Genomic DNA, 17,573 nt, shown 5'->3' with positions numbered 1-17,573 from the left:
AGCGCCGAATTCAGGCTTGCACCCAGGCCTCGAACGGGCCACCGGCGATGAGGGCCCAATAGAGTTTGCCCGAATTGGTCCGGGCGAAGGCCAGGCCGAATTCGGTAAAGCGATTGGAGAGCAGCGTGTTGCGGTGGCCCTGCGAACCCAGCCAGCCTTCAATGGCAGCGGGCAAGGTCTTGTAGCCCTTGGCGACATTTTCACCGACTGCCAGCACATAGCCTGCCTCAGTGACGCGCTGCCGCAGGGTGGTGCCAAGATTGTGGCTTAGCGTGTCCTTACCCGCCATCAGGCGCGCCTGCGCCCGCGCCGCGGTTTCCAGCGCCGGATTATAGGTCCAGGGCCCGGCGCCGTTGGCCCGGCGGACGGCGTTGATCGTCGAGACGATCTGTTCGCGGGTCAGGTCCTCGGGCCGGTCCGACATTTTTGCCGGCAGCGGCGGAATGGTCGAGGCGCAGGCCGAAAGCAGAGACGCCGAACCGAGAAACAGCACTGCGCGACGCGAGAGGATGGACATGGATATCAGGCCTGGTCGTAAGCGCTCAAGAGATTGGGGAGAATGGCAAGGTCAGCGGTGATGGGGTTTCCTGCAGCCAGGTCCCAGCACACCGATAAGCCAGAATGCGCGGCGGCGAAACCGAGAAGGCGCTTGCGGTTGAGACCCAGCCGGACAGCAAATATGTCCGCCATGGCCGCGATGCGCCGTGGATCGGCCGCCAGCTTGCCAGCGCCCACGGGATTACGGAAAGCATTGGCCAATTCATAGTGCGGATCACCGATCAGGCCCTTGGGATCGATAGCCAACCAGCCCCGGTCGGAGGAGATGATATTGTCGTGGTGCAGATCGCCATGCAGCGGAATTTGCGGCATGGGCTTGTCGAACAGCTTGAGCGCGATACCGGCGCAGCGCGCATAGAGGTCGCGGGCGGTGTGGGGCCAGGCCCGCACATCGGTCTCGAACAGCACCTCGAAGCGCTGCCGCAATGGCTCCAGATCGTCCGGCGCGTCCTCTCGGGGCCGATGAAGATTGCCGACAACACCGGCCAGGGCAATGCTGGCTTCCTCGTCGCGACCGGCGCGGACCGCATCGCCCAGCGTGCCGCCATCGAGCCATTCCATGAATATGGTGTCACCATGGATATCGAAGACCGTTGCAGCGCCATCGCCGCCATACCAGGAGAGAAGGCGAGCCCCCCTGCCCTCTTCCAGCGACACGGCCGGTTTGAGAATCTTGATGGCCGCGAAATTGCGGCCATTCTGTTCCACCCGGAAGACCCAGCTGCGCGGCGTTTCGGCCACCGGCACGGATTTGGTCAGGGACCAGCGGATCATGGCGCGGCTGAGCGCGGTTTCGACAGGAGACTGATTCACCATGGCGCCATTAGAGCAGAAGCGTGGCTACGATTCGACGGTTCTCACGCAGGTGGCGGGTAAAGATGGTGGGAGTGGGGCGGACTGTGTTTGATTGGACTTCCCCTGACCTGAGATTACCTGATCTTGTAGGCGTCTTTCGCAGCTTGATAGCTCAAATGCCGGGCGATTTCCTCGGCGCTGGATCTGCTGAGGCGATGTTCGGCGACCCAGTTGGCGAGGAAACCGCTGACTTCGCGGCGCCAGACGTCGTGGCGGGCCGGAATGGAGAGCAGCGCGCGGGTATCGTCATTGAAGCCAGCGAGATTGTAGAAGCCGGCAGTTTCCACGACCTGGTCGAGATAGCGGCGGATGCCCTGCGGGCTGTCGTGGAACCACCAGGGCGGGCCGATCATCAGCGAGGGCCAATAGCCGGCCATGGGGGCCAATTCGCGGGCATAGGTGGTCTCGTCGAGCACGAACATGATGATCTTGAGGTTCGGCTCGTTGCCGCAACGGCTGAGCAGTGCCTTAAGGCCGCCAACATAGTCGGTTGGCCCTGGAATATCGGCACCCAGATCCGCGCCACGCTCTGCGAACAGCAGCGGATCGGTGTTTCGGCGCGAGCCGGCGTGGATCTGCATGACCATGCCGTCTTCCACCGACAGAAGGGCCATTTCCGTGAGCATCTGGGCGCGGAAGAGTTCGGCGTCATTGGCGTCGTGGCGACCGGCCAAGACCTTGTCGAGCAGGGCCTGCTTGTCGCCTGCGGCGAGATCGGCGGTATTGGCGGTGGGCACGCCATGGTCGGTGGCAACAGCGCCATGCTTTCGGAAGTATTCCCGGCGCTTGCGATGCGCGTTGATCAGCCCATCCCAATTGCTGACGTCTTCGCCGGTCAACTCGCCGAATTTGTGCAGGTTCTCGACGATTGCCGCCCGGCTGGGGTCGGTGACATCGTCTGGCCGGTAGGTCGTCCGCACCTGGCCGATCAGGCCCTGCTCCGCCATTGACTGATGATGAACGAGCGGATCGAGCGCGAATTCGGTGGTGGCGATCACCTCCACCTTGAAGCGCTCGAGAATGGCGCGTGGCAGCAGGTCGGGTGCGCCCAGACGCGCGTCGATGGCGTCATAGATGGTGTCGGCCGTCTTCCCGGACAGTTCCTCGGTGATGCCAAACACCGCATGCAACGAGTGATCGACCCAGGTCTTGGAGGGCGTGCCGGCAAACAGGTGATAGTTTTCCGCAAAGAGCCGCCAGGCCTGGCGTCCATCGCTTTGGACCGGCTTACCGTCCTTGCGGGGAATGCCAAGCGCATCATAGGAGATGCCGCGGCTCCTGAGCATGCGCAGCACATAATGGTCAGGCGTCAGAAACAGCGCGGTGGGGCTGGCGAAGCGGCCGTTCTGGGCAAACCAGGCCGGATCGGTGTGACCATGGGGGCTGATCAGCGGCAGGTCGCGAACGGCGGCATAGAGCTCGCGGGCGATGCTGCGGGCCGGTTCGGCGGCGGGAAACAGACGGTCGGGATGCAGATGGCTTGGCTGGGTCATGTCGGTGGTTGTGCCATGTTCGTCCGGCCGTTTCAACATCTTCCATACAAGATGAAGTCGGTTGGCATTTGAACTAAATTAACTGCGCCTGCAGCCTTCGCTTCACTGCCGTCCAGCAGAGCGTATCGTGTTCCGGACTGGGTGAGAAACGGCCCGATAAGGCGGCCGCCCGCAAGTGAGCAGCGTTCCCTGGAACGCCTGACGGTGAGGGTACCCCGATGACGCAAATCGATTCCGGCTACCAGGGGACGGCGCAAAACCGCTTGCAGTATGTGAGCGGCTATGACGCGCGTCTGCAGCGGATCCGCATGATGCTCACCGCTGCCGGGCTGAGTGCCCTGGGCATGGTTGGTATCACAGCGATCCTGCTCAGCCTGGTGATGTAGGGCGACGACTGGCGCCCTCGGCGATCAGATAGCTCAACCGGCCGCCGCAATCAGACTGGTGTCGATCGGCTTTTGGGAGAAGAGCTGCAGCAGGCGCGTGGTATCGGCTAGCGGAACCGGACGCGAGAACAGGTAACCCTGCCCCATTGAGCAGCCGTAGTCGCGCAGCATGCCGACCTGTTCTGCTGTCTCGATTCCTTCGGCAACGACGCGCATATCGAGTTGACGCGCAATGTCCAAAATTGCCCGGGTGACGACGCCACTCGGCTTGTCCGATCCCAGACGTGCCACGAAGGACCGGTCGATCTTGATGATATCAACGGGAAAGCTCAGCAGATGGGTAAGCGAGGCGTGGCCGGTGCCGAAATCATCCAGCGCCACCAGCAGCCCCTGTTCACGCAAGGCCTCGACAGCGTGTGGCACGGTCTGGTCGCTGCCACCGACAAAGACAGATTCGTTCACCTCCAGCACCACATGGCTAAGAGAGACGTCATTGGCCGCGAAGGTGTTTTCGATTCGCTCGGCGAGATCGCCCCTTTGGAAATCGCTCGTGGAGACGTTGACGCCGACATGCTTGAAGGCGATTCCGGCGTCGAGCCAGCCGCGAATGTCGCGGGCGACATGCTCCAGCATCAGGCCGGTCAATTGATAGGCGATGCGCGGATCACTGAGACCGTCGTGGAACGCACTGGCCGGCACCACCGTGCCGTCGGGCATGACCATCCTGGCCAGCGCCTCCAGGCCGACGATCTCGGCGGTTTCGAGCCAGACGAGGGGCTGGTAGTACGGTACGATCCGGGCCTCCGCCATGGCGGTACCGAGCTGCCGGACGATCGCGATCCGTTCAACCATGGCTGTGCGCAAATTGGGCCGAAAACCGACATAGCCGCCGCGATGGGTCTGCTTGGCCTGGTAGAGGGCGAAATCGGCGTTCTGGCACAATGTGTCCGAGTCGGTGCCATCAATGCCGAATACGGCACCGCCCAGGGTGACATGAGCATCAATGGCCTGATCGCCCACCTCGACCATGCCCGAGACCGCAGATAAGACCCGCTGGGCCACGGTCTCCAGCACAGCATGATCAGCGCACCGATCCACCAGCAAGGCAATTTCGTCGCCCCCTTGGCGGCAGGCCAGGATATCGGAGCCGCATCGGCTCAAGCGCTCCGCAATTGTGCGGATCAGGGTGTCACCGGCGGCGTGTCCGATACTGTCATTGACTTGCTTGAGATGATCGATGTCGAGCAGGATCAACCCGAAGGGACGCCCAATCAGGATGCGCTCGGCCAGGGCGGCATTGAAATGGCCGCGGTTGGGCAAGCCGGTCAGCGCGTCAAAATAGGCCAGCCGGTGGTTGGTGGCGCGCGCATGTTCATGCTCGATCGCCAGCGCGCAAAGATGCAGGCACGTGTCGACCAATTGCCGCTCCAGCGCGTTCGGCCCGCGCCGGCTACGAAAGTAAAGTGCAAAGGTGCCAACCACTTTGCCCTGACTGTTGCGGATGGGGCTGGACCAGCAGGCCAGAAGGCCGAGAGGCAGGGCCAAACTTTTGTAATCGGCCCAGAGCGGATCTGTTTCGATGTCGGTCACCATGACCGGTTCTGCCCGCCAGGCCGCCGTACCGCAGGAGCCTGCACAAGGTCCCACAGCGACACCATCTACAGCCTGACAATAGCTCTCGGGAAGGCTGGGTCCAGCCAGGGAGCGAACCTTGCCGTCTTCCACCAGGAGGATGGAGCAGATGGCGCCAGGCGCGAACTGTTCGACACGACGGCACAGTATGTTGCCGACATCCGTCAGGTCCTCGCCCCGCGCCACAGCCTCCAAGACTTCGGTCTGCACACGGAGCAATAGTTCTGTATCGCCCGCCAACTTCTTGGTCCCCAGATTTTCCAAGCCCCCAAGCTAAACCCGCTCCAGTAAAGGGAGTGTTTTCGGGTTGTTATGGTTTTAATCAATTCTGCCACGGAGGGGGCAGTCGCGACCAAACGACAGGTCGCGCAACACCCTCGACAGAACGCGGCAAATGCCAGTGTTCCAGAGGGAGCAAGGCGGTGCCTAGATGGGGTGGAGCCTGAAGAGCACGCCACCTAACGGGCTTTCTCGGGTACCAAGCGCACTGAAGGCCGCTGACGCCGCCACATTGCCATTACGTTTCATGATGAAACTTAATTTGATTCGACGCCTGTCCTTTCCCAAAAGTAAAACCACCTGGTTCTCTCCACAAAGCGAATGCGGTTGGCAAATGTCCAAATATGTGTGCTATCGGGAAGTTTCGCTGGGGAGCGACATTTTGCGACGGATGATTTTCGAGCCGGGACCTGCAAGACAGGATCCGAGCGCTATTCAAGAGCTCAATATGCGGGCGGTTCTCACAGCGATCGCGTCGCAGCCAGGCGCAACGTCCGCTGACGCTGCACGTACGACCGGCCTAAGCCCCGCCACGGTATCCCGGCTGGTTCAGGAGCTGACCATCCGAAACCTCATTTTGGAAGGCGAGCGCGTTCGCGGCAAGCGTGGGCAGCCTGGTGTTGCGCTCTTCCTCAATCCCGACGGCGCGTATTCCGCAGGGTGCCAGATCGGGTTCGGCACCTGCTATCTTTTCATTCGCTCGCTGGGCGGCAAAATTCTGGCCGAGCGTGAATTTGACATCTCCCAATGCGCCTATGGCCACGTGGCGGACGCCGTAGCACGGGGGTTCGAGCATTGTCGGGTGGCTGCACGCAAGAACTCGGCTGACTTGGTCGGGCTTGGTGTCGCCGTCCCGGTGGACTTTGACAAACTGTGCCTGATGGTAATGGGCGAGCATCAGGCTCCCTGGGACGAGAGGGCGTTCCGCGTGGAGCTGGAACAGCGCATCGAGGTGCCGGTGTCGACCTATTCGACCGGTAGCGCCGGCGCGTGGGGCGAGCTTGCAGCGACGCCGCCACCACGGCCCGCGGATTACCTCTATCTCTTTGTCGATCGATTCATTCAATCCGGCTTTCTGCTGGATGGGCGGCTCTGGACTGCGCCGCAAGGTCGTTACGGATCACTGGGCCGGACAAGGGTCGGCCCAAAATCCAAGCAACAGCGCCTCTATGACGTGGTTGGTGGGCACGCGTGGATGCAGGCGGTCGCAAGGGGAGGAGGCTCGCGGGCAGAGGTCACCGCTCACTGGCTGGAGAGGGCTGGAGAAGCCCTTGCCACGGCCGTTCAAACCAGCACCGATGGATTGGACCTTCCGCTGGTCGTTCTGGACGGCAGTATCTCCGGAGACCTTCTTGACGCGCTCGCCGCTGAGCTTTCTTCGCAATTGGCGGACTTCGCCTGGTCCAGCCCCCCTGTGATCAGGAGGGGGCTGGCGGGAGCGCTGGCCCCGGCTAAGGGAGCCGCCCTCCGACCGCTCTACTCTACCTTCTTTTCAGATGAGCTCGCCTGACGCCCACAGGCATCAACAGGGCGAAACCGCTCGAGGGCCCGGGCAGTCTGGCCCAGGTTCACCACGAACCGTTCGGTCGCCAACCGAGCGCGATCCACCGCGTTCGATGGCGTATGTTTCGGTTCCAGCCGTTCAAGCTCAGACATGAGCTGAAGCATAAGGTCCGCAATGGTGGCCGACTGCTCCGCCAACTGACCAAATGCCATGAACTGATCCGGTGGCTGCCCCTCTGACGGGTCGGCCAATCGGATCAAATTGCCCTCGATGGCCGATATGGGCCCAAACGTGCCTCGCCGGTGCGACTCATGCATCAGAACTCATCCCAATCGGCAGACAGGGCATTGGACCCGCTTGTTGGATAGGTCTTAGCGAACCTAGTGTTGGGCAGACCCTGAACCGTGGCAGGAGACGACCTTTCGACAAAGGCATTTGTCTTCTCCAACACGAAGACTTCAACGAGTGAATCAACGCGGCTTGCCTGACCCTCGGTCTGCTCGATCGCGGCGTTCGTTTCTTCCACCAGCGCAGCATTGTGCTGGGTCATTTCGTCCATCTGCCGTACGGCGGTATTCACCTCTGCAATGGCACTGGCCTGCTCGCTGTTGGCTTGGGCAATTTCCTCCATGAGCTGGGCGTTTTCCTGCACTCGGGTCACCATCGAGTTGAGGCGCTCTGTTGCCGAAGCCACCAGGCGAGATCCTTGCGTCACAGCTTCGGCCGACTTCTCGATAAGGCCCTTCACATCGCTTGATGCACTCGCTGCCGACTGGGCGAGCCGTCTCACCTCGACGGCTACAACGGCAAATCCCTTGCCTGCGTCTCCAGCGCGGGCCGCTTCCACCGATGCATTGAGGGCCAGCAAATTTGTCTGGAAGGCAATATCGTCGATCAGGCCGATAATGTTCGAGATCTTGGCCGCCTGGGCGGTGACCGCTTCCATGGCGGTGTTGGCCTCACCCATCACCGCGCCAGCTTGTTCTGCCCCGTCGGACACGCTGCGCGCATTCGTGCGGGCGCTGTCGGCCCGCTTTGCGTTGGCCGCCACGGTCTGCGACAGCTGCTCGACGGCCGCACTGGTTTCTTCAATAGCTGCGGCCTGTCGCGTGGTGCGCTCGGCAAGATCATTCGCGCCAGCCAGGATCTCACCTGTTGCAGCCCGCAGGGCGCCGGAGGTTTGCCTCAGTTCGCGGACAATGGTGGTGAACCGGTCAATGGTCTCGTTGAATGCCGCGCGGACCTGTTCCAGTTCACCAGGAAAGGTGCCATCTATCCGGCATCCGAGATTGCCTTCCGCCAGCAATCCCAACGCTGCGCTCAAGGCCTGAACTGCTGCTTTGCGCGCGGTGATGTCGGTCGCATATTTCACGATCTTGTAGGGTCGGCCATTGCCGTCGAAGATCGGGTTATACGAGGCCTGGATCCACACTTCCTCGCCGGTCTTGCTGATGCGGAGATATTCGTCAGACCAGTACTGGCCACTATTCAGCCTTTGCCAGAACTCCGCATAGGCAGGAGAAGCCACATCCTGCGGCCTGACGAAGATGCGATGGTGCTGTCCTTTGATCTCATCGAGCCGATAGCCCAACGCCTGGCAGAAATTCTCGTTGGCCGTAAGGATGGTGCCATCAAGGCTGAATTCGATGACCGCCTGCGAGCGCGATATTGCAGCAATCTGGCCGCGCGCATCGGCAGAGTCGTGATGGCGCTGGGTCACGTCACTGGCAACCTTGACTATCCGATAGACTTTGCCATCCGCGCCCACCAAGGGGTTGTAGGAAGCCTCGATCCAGACCTCTTTGCCGTTCTTGCCTAGTCGTCGGAAGCGGGCCTGCTGAAACCCTCCTGCGATCAGTTTGGACCAGAACGCCTGGTATTCTGCTGAGTCAGCATAGGTTTGGTCGACGAACATGCGGTGATGCCGTCCCGCCACTTCCTCAAGGGAGTAACCCATCACTGCGAGGAAATTCTCGTTTGCGGAAATAATGGTGCCGTCTGGCTGAAATTCGATAAAGGCCAGTGATCTATCGAGCGCGGTTAACGTATCGGCATTGACCTGGTGCAGTGCAGCCTTGCTGCCCTGGAAGAATTGAAAACCCATTTCACCTGCGTCCTTGAATATGAGGCACGTTAGTCTTAGTCCGCAATTGTTAACGGATTCCTCTCACCACGAAAGTTAAAGCACTACGCCTAAATTTTGTGCATCAACAGCACAAATTCGGCGCCAATCGGCTCCTTTTCAAAACGATTTAAATAGACCTTTGCGCGAATACAGCCGTTAACGACTCATCAACCTCTGTCCGTGAGACTGCGCTTCTCAAAACGATTTGAAGCCATGACAGTCACGCTCAAAGACATCGCCCGCGCCCTTGATCTTTCACCTGCCACAGTCAGTCGCGCGCTGAACGGGTTTCCAGAAGTTAACGCGAAAACGCGGGCCCGGGTGACCGAGCAGGCCCGGCAGCTTGGCTATCGACCCAACCAGATCGCGCGCAAGCTGGTTGGTGGACACTCCGGCGTGGTTGCGCTGGTGATCCCGAACGCGGAACACCTGGTGACCGACTCAACGTTCTTTGGAGTTGTTGCCGGGATATCCGCAGCACTGACAGCCCATGACATGGAGCTGATGCTGCATGTCGCCGTCGGCAATGATGAACTGGCACCATATCGGCGCTTGATATCGAAAGGCGTCGTGGACGGCTTCATCATCAACACCCCAAGACCGAACGATCCGAGAATTGCGCTCCTGGAGGAGTTGAACGTCACATTTGTCGTTCATGGCAGGTGCTCTCCAGATGACGCATTTGCCTATTTCGACATCGACAACCACCATGTCTCTGCAGCAGCCGTGTCCTTGCTTTGCGAATTGGGACACCGCAGGATTGCGTTGCTAAATGGTCCCAAGGAGCATGCCTTTGCCCGTGAACGCGCCAGGGGATTGACTGAGACGCTGGCCCAGTTTGGGCTCCCACCCAAGGCCGGGATGGTTTTTCATGGACCTTTGACCGAGACTTACGGCTATCTTTCGACCCTCGATGCTTTGGGTGGACGTAAGGGGCCGCGCCCGACTGCTCTGGTCTGCGCTTCAGTCCAGGTTGCAGCGGGCGCCCTGCGAGCCATATCGGACAAGGGGCTCAAGGTGCCTGAGGACATTTCGATCGTCGCTCATGACGATCAAGAGCCTCAATATGCGTCAGCCGAAATGACTCCAGCGCTGACGGTCACCAATTCGCCCTTGACTGACGCATGCATTCCCCTGGCAGACCTTCTCAGACTTCAGCTAAAGGGAAACCCGGACAATCTGCCTCTGCAAAGGCGTGAGAAACCGCCCCTGATCATCCGAAAATCCGTGGCCGGGGCGGCATAGCGACCACAGACTGACGTGACATGCATTGGCACTTTGGAGCCAGGCGACCTCTCTATCCGCTACTAAACCGGAAGTATTTTGTCGGCTTCGCGCGGGCGGCATCCGACTTGGTTTTCCGAGCCAATGAGAAGCAATACCGAGCACACACCGCCCGATCGCGTCTGGGAGGTGAATGTCCAATTATTGCCGTGGTATGGCCCGTTTGGGCCATGTCAAACCGCCGGGTAGCAAGCAGGTAGAGGCGAGAAACAACCAGGAACCGGTGGCGGCACCAAGTCGTGCCGTCCGCCGTTCACTTGCCGGACGCCTTCCACATGCCCAACATCACAACGCCCGCCCAGCGCGCAACCGTCCCGTGCTCGCCGCCACAGTCCATTTACAGGCGCTCAATGGGGCAGCTACGCTCCGGAATGGCCATAGGCGCCGCCTCCGCCGCCTTGGGTCTTGGCCTGCCGGTACACGCCCAGGATGCGGGCGACCCGGGCCTATGGTGGCTGGGATATCCTGCCGGGGGATATGACGTCAGTTACGCCTATGACGTCTCGGCCGATGGCGGCGTGGTGGTCGGCACGGCGGGCAGCAACAACCTGACACAGGTGGCGTTTCGCTGGGATGCGAATACAGGCATGTTTGCCCTTCCCGGCACTGGCGCCGATGGGCGCGGCGTTTCGGGCGATGGCAAGGCGATTGTCGGCTACCATATCGTGCCGGACGGCGGCGGTGGCACCCATGTCGAGGCCTTTCGCTGGACCCAGGCTGATGGCTTGGCCAACCTCGGCACCAATGGTTACAACAGCAGCGTAGCCGATGGCGTGTCTTCAGACGGCAATGTCGTAGTGGGCAGTGTATCCGGAGCCGGCCAGAACGTTGCCTTCGCCTGGACCGAGGCGGGCGGCATGCAGCTTCTCGGCTGGCTGGGTGGCGGCGCGCCGAGCAGCCGAGCAATGGATGTTTCCGACAATGGCATCGTCGTCGGAAACGGGCGCATGGCGGCAGGCGGCTACCAGGCCTTCTACAAGGATCTTGGTTCTGCTGATGGTCTCCAGGGTCTGGGCTTTTTCGGCGGCGGGAATTACAGCCGCGCCGAGGCCATTACCAATGACGCGCGCTATATTGTTGGCGAAGCGTCAGACGCAGCCAGCATAGGTCATGCTGTCCGCTGGACCCAGGAAGCCGGCAGCTATGGCGATGCTGTGGCTCTCGATGGCGGGACCGGCTGGATGTATTCCGAAGCGACCGACATTTCGGCCGACGGGGCGACAGTGGTGGGCCAATACATCCTCGCGGATGAGGGCGATGGTACCGTTGCGTTCCGCTGGACCGAGGCATCCGGCGCCCAGTCGCTTGATGCATGGCTGGCCGAGACTGGTGTCGGGACCGGTGGGTGGATTCTCCGCGAAGCAACAGCCATCAGCGATGACGGTTCCACCATTGTCGGCTGGGGCGAAACTGGCGAAGAGCAATACCAGGCATTTCTGGCGCGCTCCGGGGTCCTGTTCGGCACAACCGATTACGCGAATTCAGTGGCTTCTCTGCAGGAGGTGGCCCGCCTGCCGTCAGCCATCGCCACGGGACGGGTGCTCCACACCATGCCCACAGCCTCCGGCATGTCGGGGCTGAGCGCCTCTCTCGATTTCGAGCATGTTCAGGGCAGTTCTTCAAACCTTGCGGGTGGAATGCTGACCTGGCGCCAGCCAGGCTGGTCGGTCACTGGCGGCGGCGGCGTCACGGGCATGGAGTCCTCGCCGCTCTACCTGGGTGGAAACGCTACGTATACGGGTGCCTGGCTCGGTGGCGGGGCAGCGGTCGACCTTGGTACGGCCTTTGCTGCACCTGCCCTGAACGGTCTCGAACTCAGTGTCGGAGCCCGCGCCGACATGCTCGGTGCCTCGATCAATCGCAACTATCTCAACGGCTCGGCTATCGAAACTGCCACCGGACAGACCGGCGTCACCACATTGACAGGCGCGGTCCGCGCCGGCTGGACACAGGCCCTTGGCGACGCGCTCGAAGTGACGCCCTATGCCCAGTGGCTGGTCGGCCGCAGCACCATGGCCGGCTATCGCGAGACGGGCGGCGTCGGCGCTGGTACCGTCTCCGAGCAGGTCAATACCACGAACCTGGTGACCCTCGGTCTTGAAGCGGATTTCGCTCTCTCTCCGCAGCTCACCATCGGCGCCAGCTACGCATTCAACCATCTCATCGACGGGTCCGCAGCCGGCGTCAGCGTGGCGGTGCCGAATGTTGCCAGCTTCTCCGCTCCGGCCACCGGTCATCAGGGGAGCTGGCACAGCTTCGGCGTCAATCTCGAATGGGCCCCCACCGACCGGCTGCGCCTCAATACTTACGCATCGGCCAATCTCGGAGGAACCTATGCCGAGAACTGGACGGTCGGCACAGGCCTGCAGGCGGGGTTCTAGACCATGAGCACGTTAGTCCGCACGTTTCTGAGCTGCTGCACATTGCTGACCGTCACCGCGCCAGCCATCGCTGAAACGCCGCTGGATATCTGGAGACAGATTGCCCTGTTGCCAGCCCATGCGGAAACGGCAAAATGCAACGTTTGGGACGGCATTGCCTCCTATATCGAGCAGGCAGGCGCTTCGGCCCTGCTTGAGAGCCAGCAGGCGATGAGCCGGATGGCGCCGATGGCCGCCGTCAGCGATGCGCAGAGTGCCGCCATAGAAACCCTTCTGGATTATGACTTGCAGGCCTGCGCGACGGATGCGGAGGTCACGGTGTACAGCTTGGTGGAGACCACCAAAGCCGACCTGCAATCAGCCATGGCCTATCTTTCGGACCGTCGAATCGCCGCGATGGAGCAATGCGGTAGCGAACAGTCTCCGGGCTATGAGGCCTGCTACTCCCGCACCATGATCGACTATCAGGCGCTCGCGCGCGACGAGGCCAATCATCGGCTCGACGCCTTGGGGGAGGCCTATGCGACCTGGCGCGACGCGGCTGCCGACTGCCTGCGGCGACGTGAAGATGCCGTCATTGCCTTCGAGCGCGCCGAAGTGGGTGGTCCCTTCGCAGCGCAGGGCGTCAGCATGCGCGCAATGAGCTGGTCACTGGTTTACCTGCATGCCGAGACGACGAAGTCCTTGTGCGAGTCGATCTTCGACGCCGCCCACGCCTTCGATGTTGTGCCCTAGCCGAGGGCTGAATCACGCTCGCTCTATCCAACTCTGACGTCCCAGGTCTTCCCGGGACGTCAATGATCATGGCGTCGGCGCGGCATCACCTCTTGATGACCCCAAGAATATCCCATTACATGCAAGATGAACCGGATCGTTGGGCACGAGGAGCCGATGGCCGCTATGGCGTTCCGCGTACCCGCCAGTGGCTGGCGCATGACAGGCTAGCCAGTATGAGCTCGAACGACCGCCCGGCGGACATTGTCCTTCCGGCCACCAAAGTGCATGCGCCAGCCCTCAGGATGGCCCAGATCGATCGGCCAGGCCTGGAGGCGAGGCTGGGCGCGGCCCTGAGCCGTTACAGGCTCATCCTGATTTCCGCCCCCGCCGGCTTTGGCAAGACGACTACCCTGGTGCGCGCGCTCGCTGGCGTCTCACCACACATCGCGGCTTTCTGGATTTCCATCGACGAAGGCGATGATCTGCCACGCCTGCTTTTTGCGCTCGAACTGGCACTGGAGGCTGCGGACATTCCCTGGCGGACATCGGTTCAGGGCATGCTTGAAATCGCGCGGCAGGACCAAGCCGGCCAATGGCGCGTCGCCGACCTGATTGCCGATGCCCTTGCCGCCAGCGAGGTCGACCGGGGTGTCATCGTTTTTGACGACACCCACAGGCTGCATGATCCGACCGTGTTCGGTTGGCTCGAGCGGCTCGTCGAGCGGTTGCCGGAACGCTGGACCATCGTCCTCTCGACGCGTGAAAAGCCGCCTCTGGCCTTGCCCCGGCTGCGCTTGAGCGGCGCGCTAGGGGAATTCGGGGCCGACGATCTGCGTTTCACCCTGGATGAGTTCACATCGCTGGCAGAAACTCATGGTCGGCGCGAGGACGCAGAGAGCCTGCGGCGCATCTGGTCGAAAATGGCCGGATGGCCGGCCGGTTGCGAACTGGCGCTGCAGGCGGGCACCGCAGCCACTGACCTGGCGGGACTGGAAGGCCCGGCCTTTGATTTCCTCAGCAGCGAGGTCCTTGCGCACCTGCCTGAGGATCTGGTGGCATTTCTGACCGAGTGTTCAATTCTGACCGAATTGAGCGAACCAGTCTGTCAGGCGGTGACGGGCCGCCCCGATGCGGGAATGCTGCTGGAAGAGGTTGTTCGAAGGGGACTGTTTGCCAGCGAGCTGGACCCTTCCAGGGGCGTGTTGCGGCTGCATGATTTGTTTCGAGACTACCTCCTCGCGCGGTTGCGACGAACCTCTACCCGTGAGCAGTTCGAAACACTGCTGACCCGCGCGGCAGCGGCGGAGGCCACGCCGGAAAGGCGCATCAGCTATCTGGTGCAGGCCGGGCGGTTCGTTCAGGCCGAAGCCGAACTGTCGGCGCTGTGCAGTGTGCTTCTGCCCCAGGGCGAGATCGAGCGGGTGAGCCGGTTGGTTCATGCGCTGCCCGAGAGCTTCATCGCCCAGTCGGCCGAGCTGTCCTACACGTTGGGCCTTTGTGAATCGTGCTATCCGCGTTGGCAGCAGGCCGGGATTCACATGGCCAATGCGGCAAGACTCTTCGCGCAGGCCGGGGCGACCGAGCGCTGCCAGCGGTCCCGTGCCTATGAACTGGTTGCCAGGTTTGGCGAAGCGAGAACTGCGGAGGCAATGACCCTTCTGGCCGAGCTGGAGCAGGAGCCGCTTGATGCCGGCACCCGGGCGCTCTGCGCCTTGGCCGGCTATCTTCTCTCCCGTGTCAGCGGCACGGTCGAACAGGAAATGCGCTATTTTGACCGCATGTTCGAGAGCCTGGTCGCAAGCGGCGATCCGGTCATCTGGAACCAGTGCGGACTGCACATCTATCTGGGGCTGCAACAAGGCATGCGAGGCCGCGCCGAACGCTACGCCACCGGCGCACTGGCCATTGCCGGCGATCGCGACGAGATGCTGAGGGACAGCGCCCTGAGCATGCGCATCTGGCACCTGCTTCTGTCCGGGAAGTATCCCGAAGCGGCTGCAATCGTTGGCGAGGTCGAGGGCAGCCAGGCCTGGCACAACAAGCCCTATTCGGTCAGGGGTTCGATCCAGATCGCGCGCTCCATACTGGGCTATGCTCAGGGGGATCCCGCTGCCTTGCGCACGGCGGCCGATCGTCTCTTCGGCCTTTTCGAGGGGCGTGAAGGCCAGTCCTGGGCCTATTGGCGCGGCCTCTCCGCGCTGTTCTTCGGGCGGTTCTACGCGGCGCTTGAGGATTGGGATGCCCTGGACCAATGCTGCGAGCGCCTCGACAACGAATTGCGCATCCTGGACATGCCTTACCTTCGTCTCGGTCAGGCCTATCTCGCAGTCTTGCAGAGCTTGCGGCGTCCCCGGGACCGTGTCCCACCGGAACTGGAGGCCGGGATCACCGTCAGCGCCATGCGGGGTGACTACCTCGCACTGGCGCCCGAGCTTGCCGCATTGAGCGCATTGGCAAGGGCACGTGCGCTCGACTATGCGGTCGCGTGGCAAAGACTGTCCGACCTGATTGCTGCGCTTTCCGCGTCGGGCGAGCTCTTGCGGCTCACCTTCCTGGGCGGGGTCAGGCTGAAGGAACTGGCCAATATCCCCTTCGCAGGCGGCAAATATGATGCGCAGCGCAATACCCTGCTCTCGCTTGTCGACCGACTGGACGAGGCACGGCAAACCCTGCGGTCACAGCCGAAATCGGACAGACTCGGCCTCAGCCTCCGCGAGATGGAGATATTGGAGCGCCTGGCTGGGGGCGACAGCAACAAGACAATCGCGCGGGACCTGCTGCTCTCGCCCCATACCGTCAAGCGCCATGTTGCCAATATTCTGGACAAGCTCGGCGTCCGTTCGCGCGGCCAGGCCGCAGCGCAGTTCCGCAAGGCTCGGAGCGCTTAGGCGCATGCGCGCTACTGCTCCACCGAATGCTGGACGATATTGCCGCTGTCGTGGATGCAGACCATCTCCAGGCGCTCATTGCCCATGCTGGTAAACTTGTGCGGTACGGAAGCCTCGACGACCAGGATATCGCCGGGCCCGGCGACGATTTCCTCGCGACCAGCCTGAAAGCCGGCCTGTCCCCGCCGGACGATCCAGACTTCGGCATAGGGGTGGACATGCAGGCCCGGCCCGGAGCCGGGCTCCACCGAGACGGCAAAGAAAGAGGTATTGGCACCATAGACGCCACCCTGAAACTTGATTGTCCTGCCCGCCTGCTCCGGGGTGGCCCGCAGCAGGTGTACGCCCTGGGGCGGGCTGGACTGACGCTGCGGGCATGGCGACCCGCATGAACATTGTGTCCGACACATATCTGGTCCCTCGCTGCGCGGACCCCGGTCCTTCCAGGCCGGAGTCCGGAAAACGCCATTAGCCGCGCAGATCGCTCAGCTGGGCCCATTCGCGATCCGACACGTGGGGCCGAACCATGCCCTCCATCACGCCACCGAAGGCCTCCGGAGGCATGCCTTGCTTCATTCCGGACAGCGTCGCCCGGCGATCGCTTGGATGCATGGCGCAGAGCATCGGCACCACGGACAGCGGCACCTCTTCTGCCGGAATCGAGGTAACGATCCGGTGCTCGATTTCCATCAGCTCGGCGTCGGTAAAGGCATATTGTAGGGCCGTCTGGAGGATCGTTTCCTCCTCGTTCATATGTTCGAAGTCGTGGGCCATGAACAATGCAAACCGGCGATAGAGCGCCCGAGCGGCCGCGGCACGTTCGCTCTTGGGGGCCTTGGCAAGTGCCTCGATCAGGTTCTCGATCTCGGCAAAACTCTGCTCGTGCTCCACATGCCCTTCTTCTGCAACCTCGGATGCTCCCGGGCTCCGCGCTTCCAGCGCGGTGTGAATGTGTTCGTTCTCGTGATGCAGGTGCCCGTGGCAGAGCACCATGTGCCGGCGCATGGATGCAATCAGCGCATCGCGGGCGACGTCATCGTCAATGTCGAAGTTGCTCAAATGCATAAGCTGCTGACAGTGAGCGTAGCGAATCCCCTTGTGGATTGCGGAATACATGTCGTGGCGCGGCTGTGTGGTGGTCATGTTCGATCCTCTCGATGCAGGTGTCCCGACCGGCCAGAGGCCAGGTCGTACACTTCTGCAGAGGCGGATAAGAGGTGTTCCCTGGCGCGTCATGGCCCAAAAGAGCCAGTTGCCGATCACAAGATGATCGCCCGTCAACACGTCGCTCAGGGCAGACAAAACGGGTATCGGCTGCCATCCGGATTGCCTGCAAGCAAGCAGCCGCTTGGCGCCAAGCGACAGTCCGGGGACTCAAATACTTAATGGGAAAAGGTGGTGCCCAGAGCCGGAATCGAACCAGCGACACGCGGATTTTCAATCCGCTGCTCTACCAACTGAGCTATCTGGG

Annotated in this window: 13 protein-coding genes; 6 read left to right on the top strand and 7 right to left on the bottom strand. The window is 61.8% G+C overall.

The window, feature by feature from the left end:
* Positions 1–10: 10 nt before the first annotated feature.
* The 3 genes from QZ564_RS07735 to uxaC all read right to left on the bottom strand — a co-directional run bounded on the left by QZ564_RS07735 (position 11) and on the right by uxaC (position 2,906).
* Positions 11–517 carry a CAP domain-containing protein gene (locus QZ564_RS07735; protein ID WP_297107308.1) on the bottom strand — a complete coding sequence of 169 codons (507 nt, stop codon included), beginning with the start codon at positions 515–517 and terminating at the stop codon, positions 11–13.
* Between the two features lie 5 nt (positions 518–522).
* Positions 523–1,374: an aminoglycoside phosphotransferase family protein gene (locus tag QZ564_RS07730; RefSeq protein ID WP_297107305.1), complete on the bottom strand. Its 852-nt coding sequence runs from the start codon at positions 1,372–1,374 to the stop codon at positions 523–525.
* A 113-nt stretch (positions 1,375–1,487) separates the two neighbouring features.
* The gene (uxaC, locus tag QZ564_RS07725) at positions 1,488–2,906 is read right to left on the bottom strand and encodes a glucuronate isomerase (protein ID WP_297107302.1); all 1,419 of its coding nucleotides are present in this window, start codon (positions 2,904–2,906) and stop codon (positions 1,488–1,490) included.
* A gap of 218 nt (positions 2,907–3,124) precedes the next feature.
* On the opposite strand from uxaC, the gene QZ564_RS07720 reads away from it, so the two are divergent.
* Positions 3,125–3,292, top strand: coding sequence for a hypothetical protein (locus QZ564_RS07720; RefSeq protein WP_297107300.1), 168 nt, complete (start codon positions 3,125–3,127; stop codon positions 3,290–3,292).
* A 33-nt stretch (positions 3,293–3,325) separates the two neighbouring features.
* On the opposite strand, the gene QZ564_RS07715 is transcribed toward QZ564_RS07720, so the two are convergent.
* Positions 3,326–5,164 carry an EAL domain-containing protein gene (locus QZ564_RS07715; RefSeq protein WP_297107298.1) on the bottom strand — a complete coding sequence of 613 codons (1,839 nt, stop codon included), beginning with the start codon at positions 5,162–5,164 and terminating at the stop codon, positions 3,326–3,328.
* Between the two features lie 190 nt (positions 5,165–5,354).
* On the opposite strand from QZ564_RS07715, the gene QZ564_RS07710 reads away from it, so the two are divergent.
* The gene (locus tag QZ564_RS07710; RefSeq protein WP_297107296.1) at positions 5,355–6,713 is read left to right on the top strand and encodes an ROK family transcriptional regulator; all 1,359 of its coding nucleotides are present in this window, start codon (positions 5,355–5,357) and stop codon (positions 6,711–6,713) included.
* Between the two features lie 310 nt (positions 6,714–7,023).
* On the opposite strand, the gene QZ564_RS07705 is transcribed toward QZ564_RS07710, so the two are convergent.
* On the bottom strand, positions 7,024–8,811 hold the full coding sequence (locus QZ564_RS07705; protein ID WP_297107294.1) for a methyl-accepting chemotaxis protein: 1,788 nt from the start codon (positions 8,809–8,811) through the stop codon (positions 7,024–7,026).
* Positions 8,812–9,045: 234 nt separating this feature from the next.
* On the opposite strand from QZ564_RS07705, the gene QZ564_RS07700 reads away from it, so the two are divergent.
* From QZ564_RS07700 to QZ564_RS07685, 4 genes are all read left to right on the top strand, one after another.
* On the top strand, positions 9,046–10,077 hold the full coding sequence (locus QZ564_RS07700) for a substrate-binding domain-containing protein (RefSeq protein WP_297107290.1): 1,032 nt from the start codon (positions 9,046–9,048) through the stop codon (positions 10,075–10,077).
* Positions 10,078–10,466: 389 nt separating this feature from the next.
* On the top strand, positions 10,467–12,497 hold the full coding sequence (locus tag QZ564_RS07695; RefSeq protein ID WP_297107286.1) for an autotransporter domain-containing protein: 2,031 nt from the start codon (positions 10,467–10,469) through the stop codon (positions 12,495–12,497).
* A 3-nt stretch (positions 12,498–12,500) separates the two neighbouring features.
* The gene (locus QZ564_RS07690) at positions 12,501–13,232 is read left to right on the top strand and encodes a hypothetical protein (protein WP_297107283.1); all 732 of its coding nucleotides are present in this window, start codon (positions 12,501–12,503) and stop codon (positions 13,230–13,232) included.
* A gap of 215 nt (positions 13,233–13,447) precedes the next feature.
* Entirely contained in the window at positions 13,448–16,102 is a 2,655-nt protein-coding gene (locus QZ564_RS07685) for a LuxR C-terminal-related transcriptional regulator (protein ID WP_297107281.1), read from the top strand.
* A gap of 11 nt (positions 16,103–16,113) precedes the next feature.
* Here the strand turns inward: QZ564_RS07685 and QZ564_RS07680 are convergent, their stop codons facing one another.
* Positions 16,114–16,512 carry a cupin domain-containing protein gene (locus QZ564_RS07680; protein ID WP_297107278.1) on the bottom strand — a complete coding sequence of 133 codons (399 nt, stop codon included), beginning with the start codon at positions 16,510–16,512 and terminating at the stop codon, positions 16,114–16,116.
* A 58-nt stretch (positions 16,513–16,570) separates the two neighbouring features.
* Positions 16,571–17,245: a hypothetical protein gene (locus QZ564_RS07675; protein WP_297107275.1), complete on the bottom strand. Its 675-nt coding sequence runs from the start codon at positions 17,243–17,245 to the stop codon at positions 16,571–16,573.
* Between the last annotated feature and the right edge of the window lie 328 nt (positions 17,246–17,573).

The organism is uncultured Devosia sp. (assembly GCF_913055165.1).
Lineage (GTDB): Bacteria > Pseudomonadota > Alphaproteobacteria > Rhizobiales > Devosiaceae > Devosia.
This window is presented reverse-complemented; position numbering and strand designations above follow the sequence as displayed.

What these genes read in the sequence shown, in the direction of transcription:
- QZ564_RS07735 (WP_297107308.1), bottom strand. Translation starts at nt 517, where the DNA reads ATGTCCATCCTCTCGCGTCGCGCAGTGCTGTTTCTCGGTTCGGCGTCT.
- QZ564_RS07730 (WP_297107305.1), bottom strand. Translation starts at nt 1,374, where the DNA reads ATGGTGAATCAGTCTCCTGTCGAAACCGCGCTCAGCCGCGCCATGATC.
- uxaC (WP_297107302.1), bottom strand. Translation starts at nt 2,906, where the DNA reads ATGACCCAGCCAAGCCATCTGCATCCCGACCGTCTGTTTCCCGCCGCC.
- QZ564_RS07720 (WP_297107300.1), top strand. Translation starts at nt 3,125, where the DNA reads ATGACGCAAATCGATTCCGGCTACCAGGGGACGGCGCAAAACCGCTTG.
- QZ564_RS07710 (WP_297107296.1), top strand. Translation starts at nt 5,355, where the DNA reads ATGGGGTGGAGCCTGAAGAGCACGCCACCTAACGGGCTTTCTCGGGTA.
- QZ564_RS07705 (WP_297107294.1), bottom strand. Translation starts at nt 8,811, where the DNA reads ATGGGTTTTCAATTCTTCCAGGGCAGCAAGGCTGCACTGCACCAGGTC.
- QZ564_RS07700 (WP_297107290.1), top strand. Translation starts at nt 9,046, where the DNA reads ATGACAGTCACGCTCAAAGACATCGCCCGCGCCCTTGATCTTTCACCT.
- QZ564_RS07695 (WP_297107286.1), top strand. Translation starts at nt 10,467, where the DNA reads ATGGGGCAGCTACGCTCCGGAATGGCCATAGGCGCCGCCTCCGCCGCC.
- QZ564_RS07690 (WP_297107283.1), top strand. Translation starts at nt 12,501, where the DNA reads ATGAGCACGTTAGTCCGCACGTTTCTGAGCTGCTGCACATTGCTGACC.
- QZ564_RS07685 (WP_297107281.1), top strand. Translation starts at nt 13,448, where the DNA reads ATGAGCTCGAACGACCGCCCGGCGGACATTGTCCTTCCGGCCACCAAA.
- QZ564_RS07680 (WP_297107278.1), bottom strand. Translation starts at nt 16,512, where the DNA reads ATGTGTCGGACACAATGTTCATGCGGGTCGCCATGCCCGCAGCGTCAG.
- QZ564_RS07675 (WP_297107275.1), bottom strand. Translation starts at nt 17,245, where the DNA reads ATGACCACCACACAGCCGCGCCACGACATGTATTCCGCAATCCACAAG.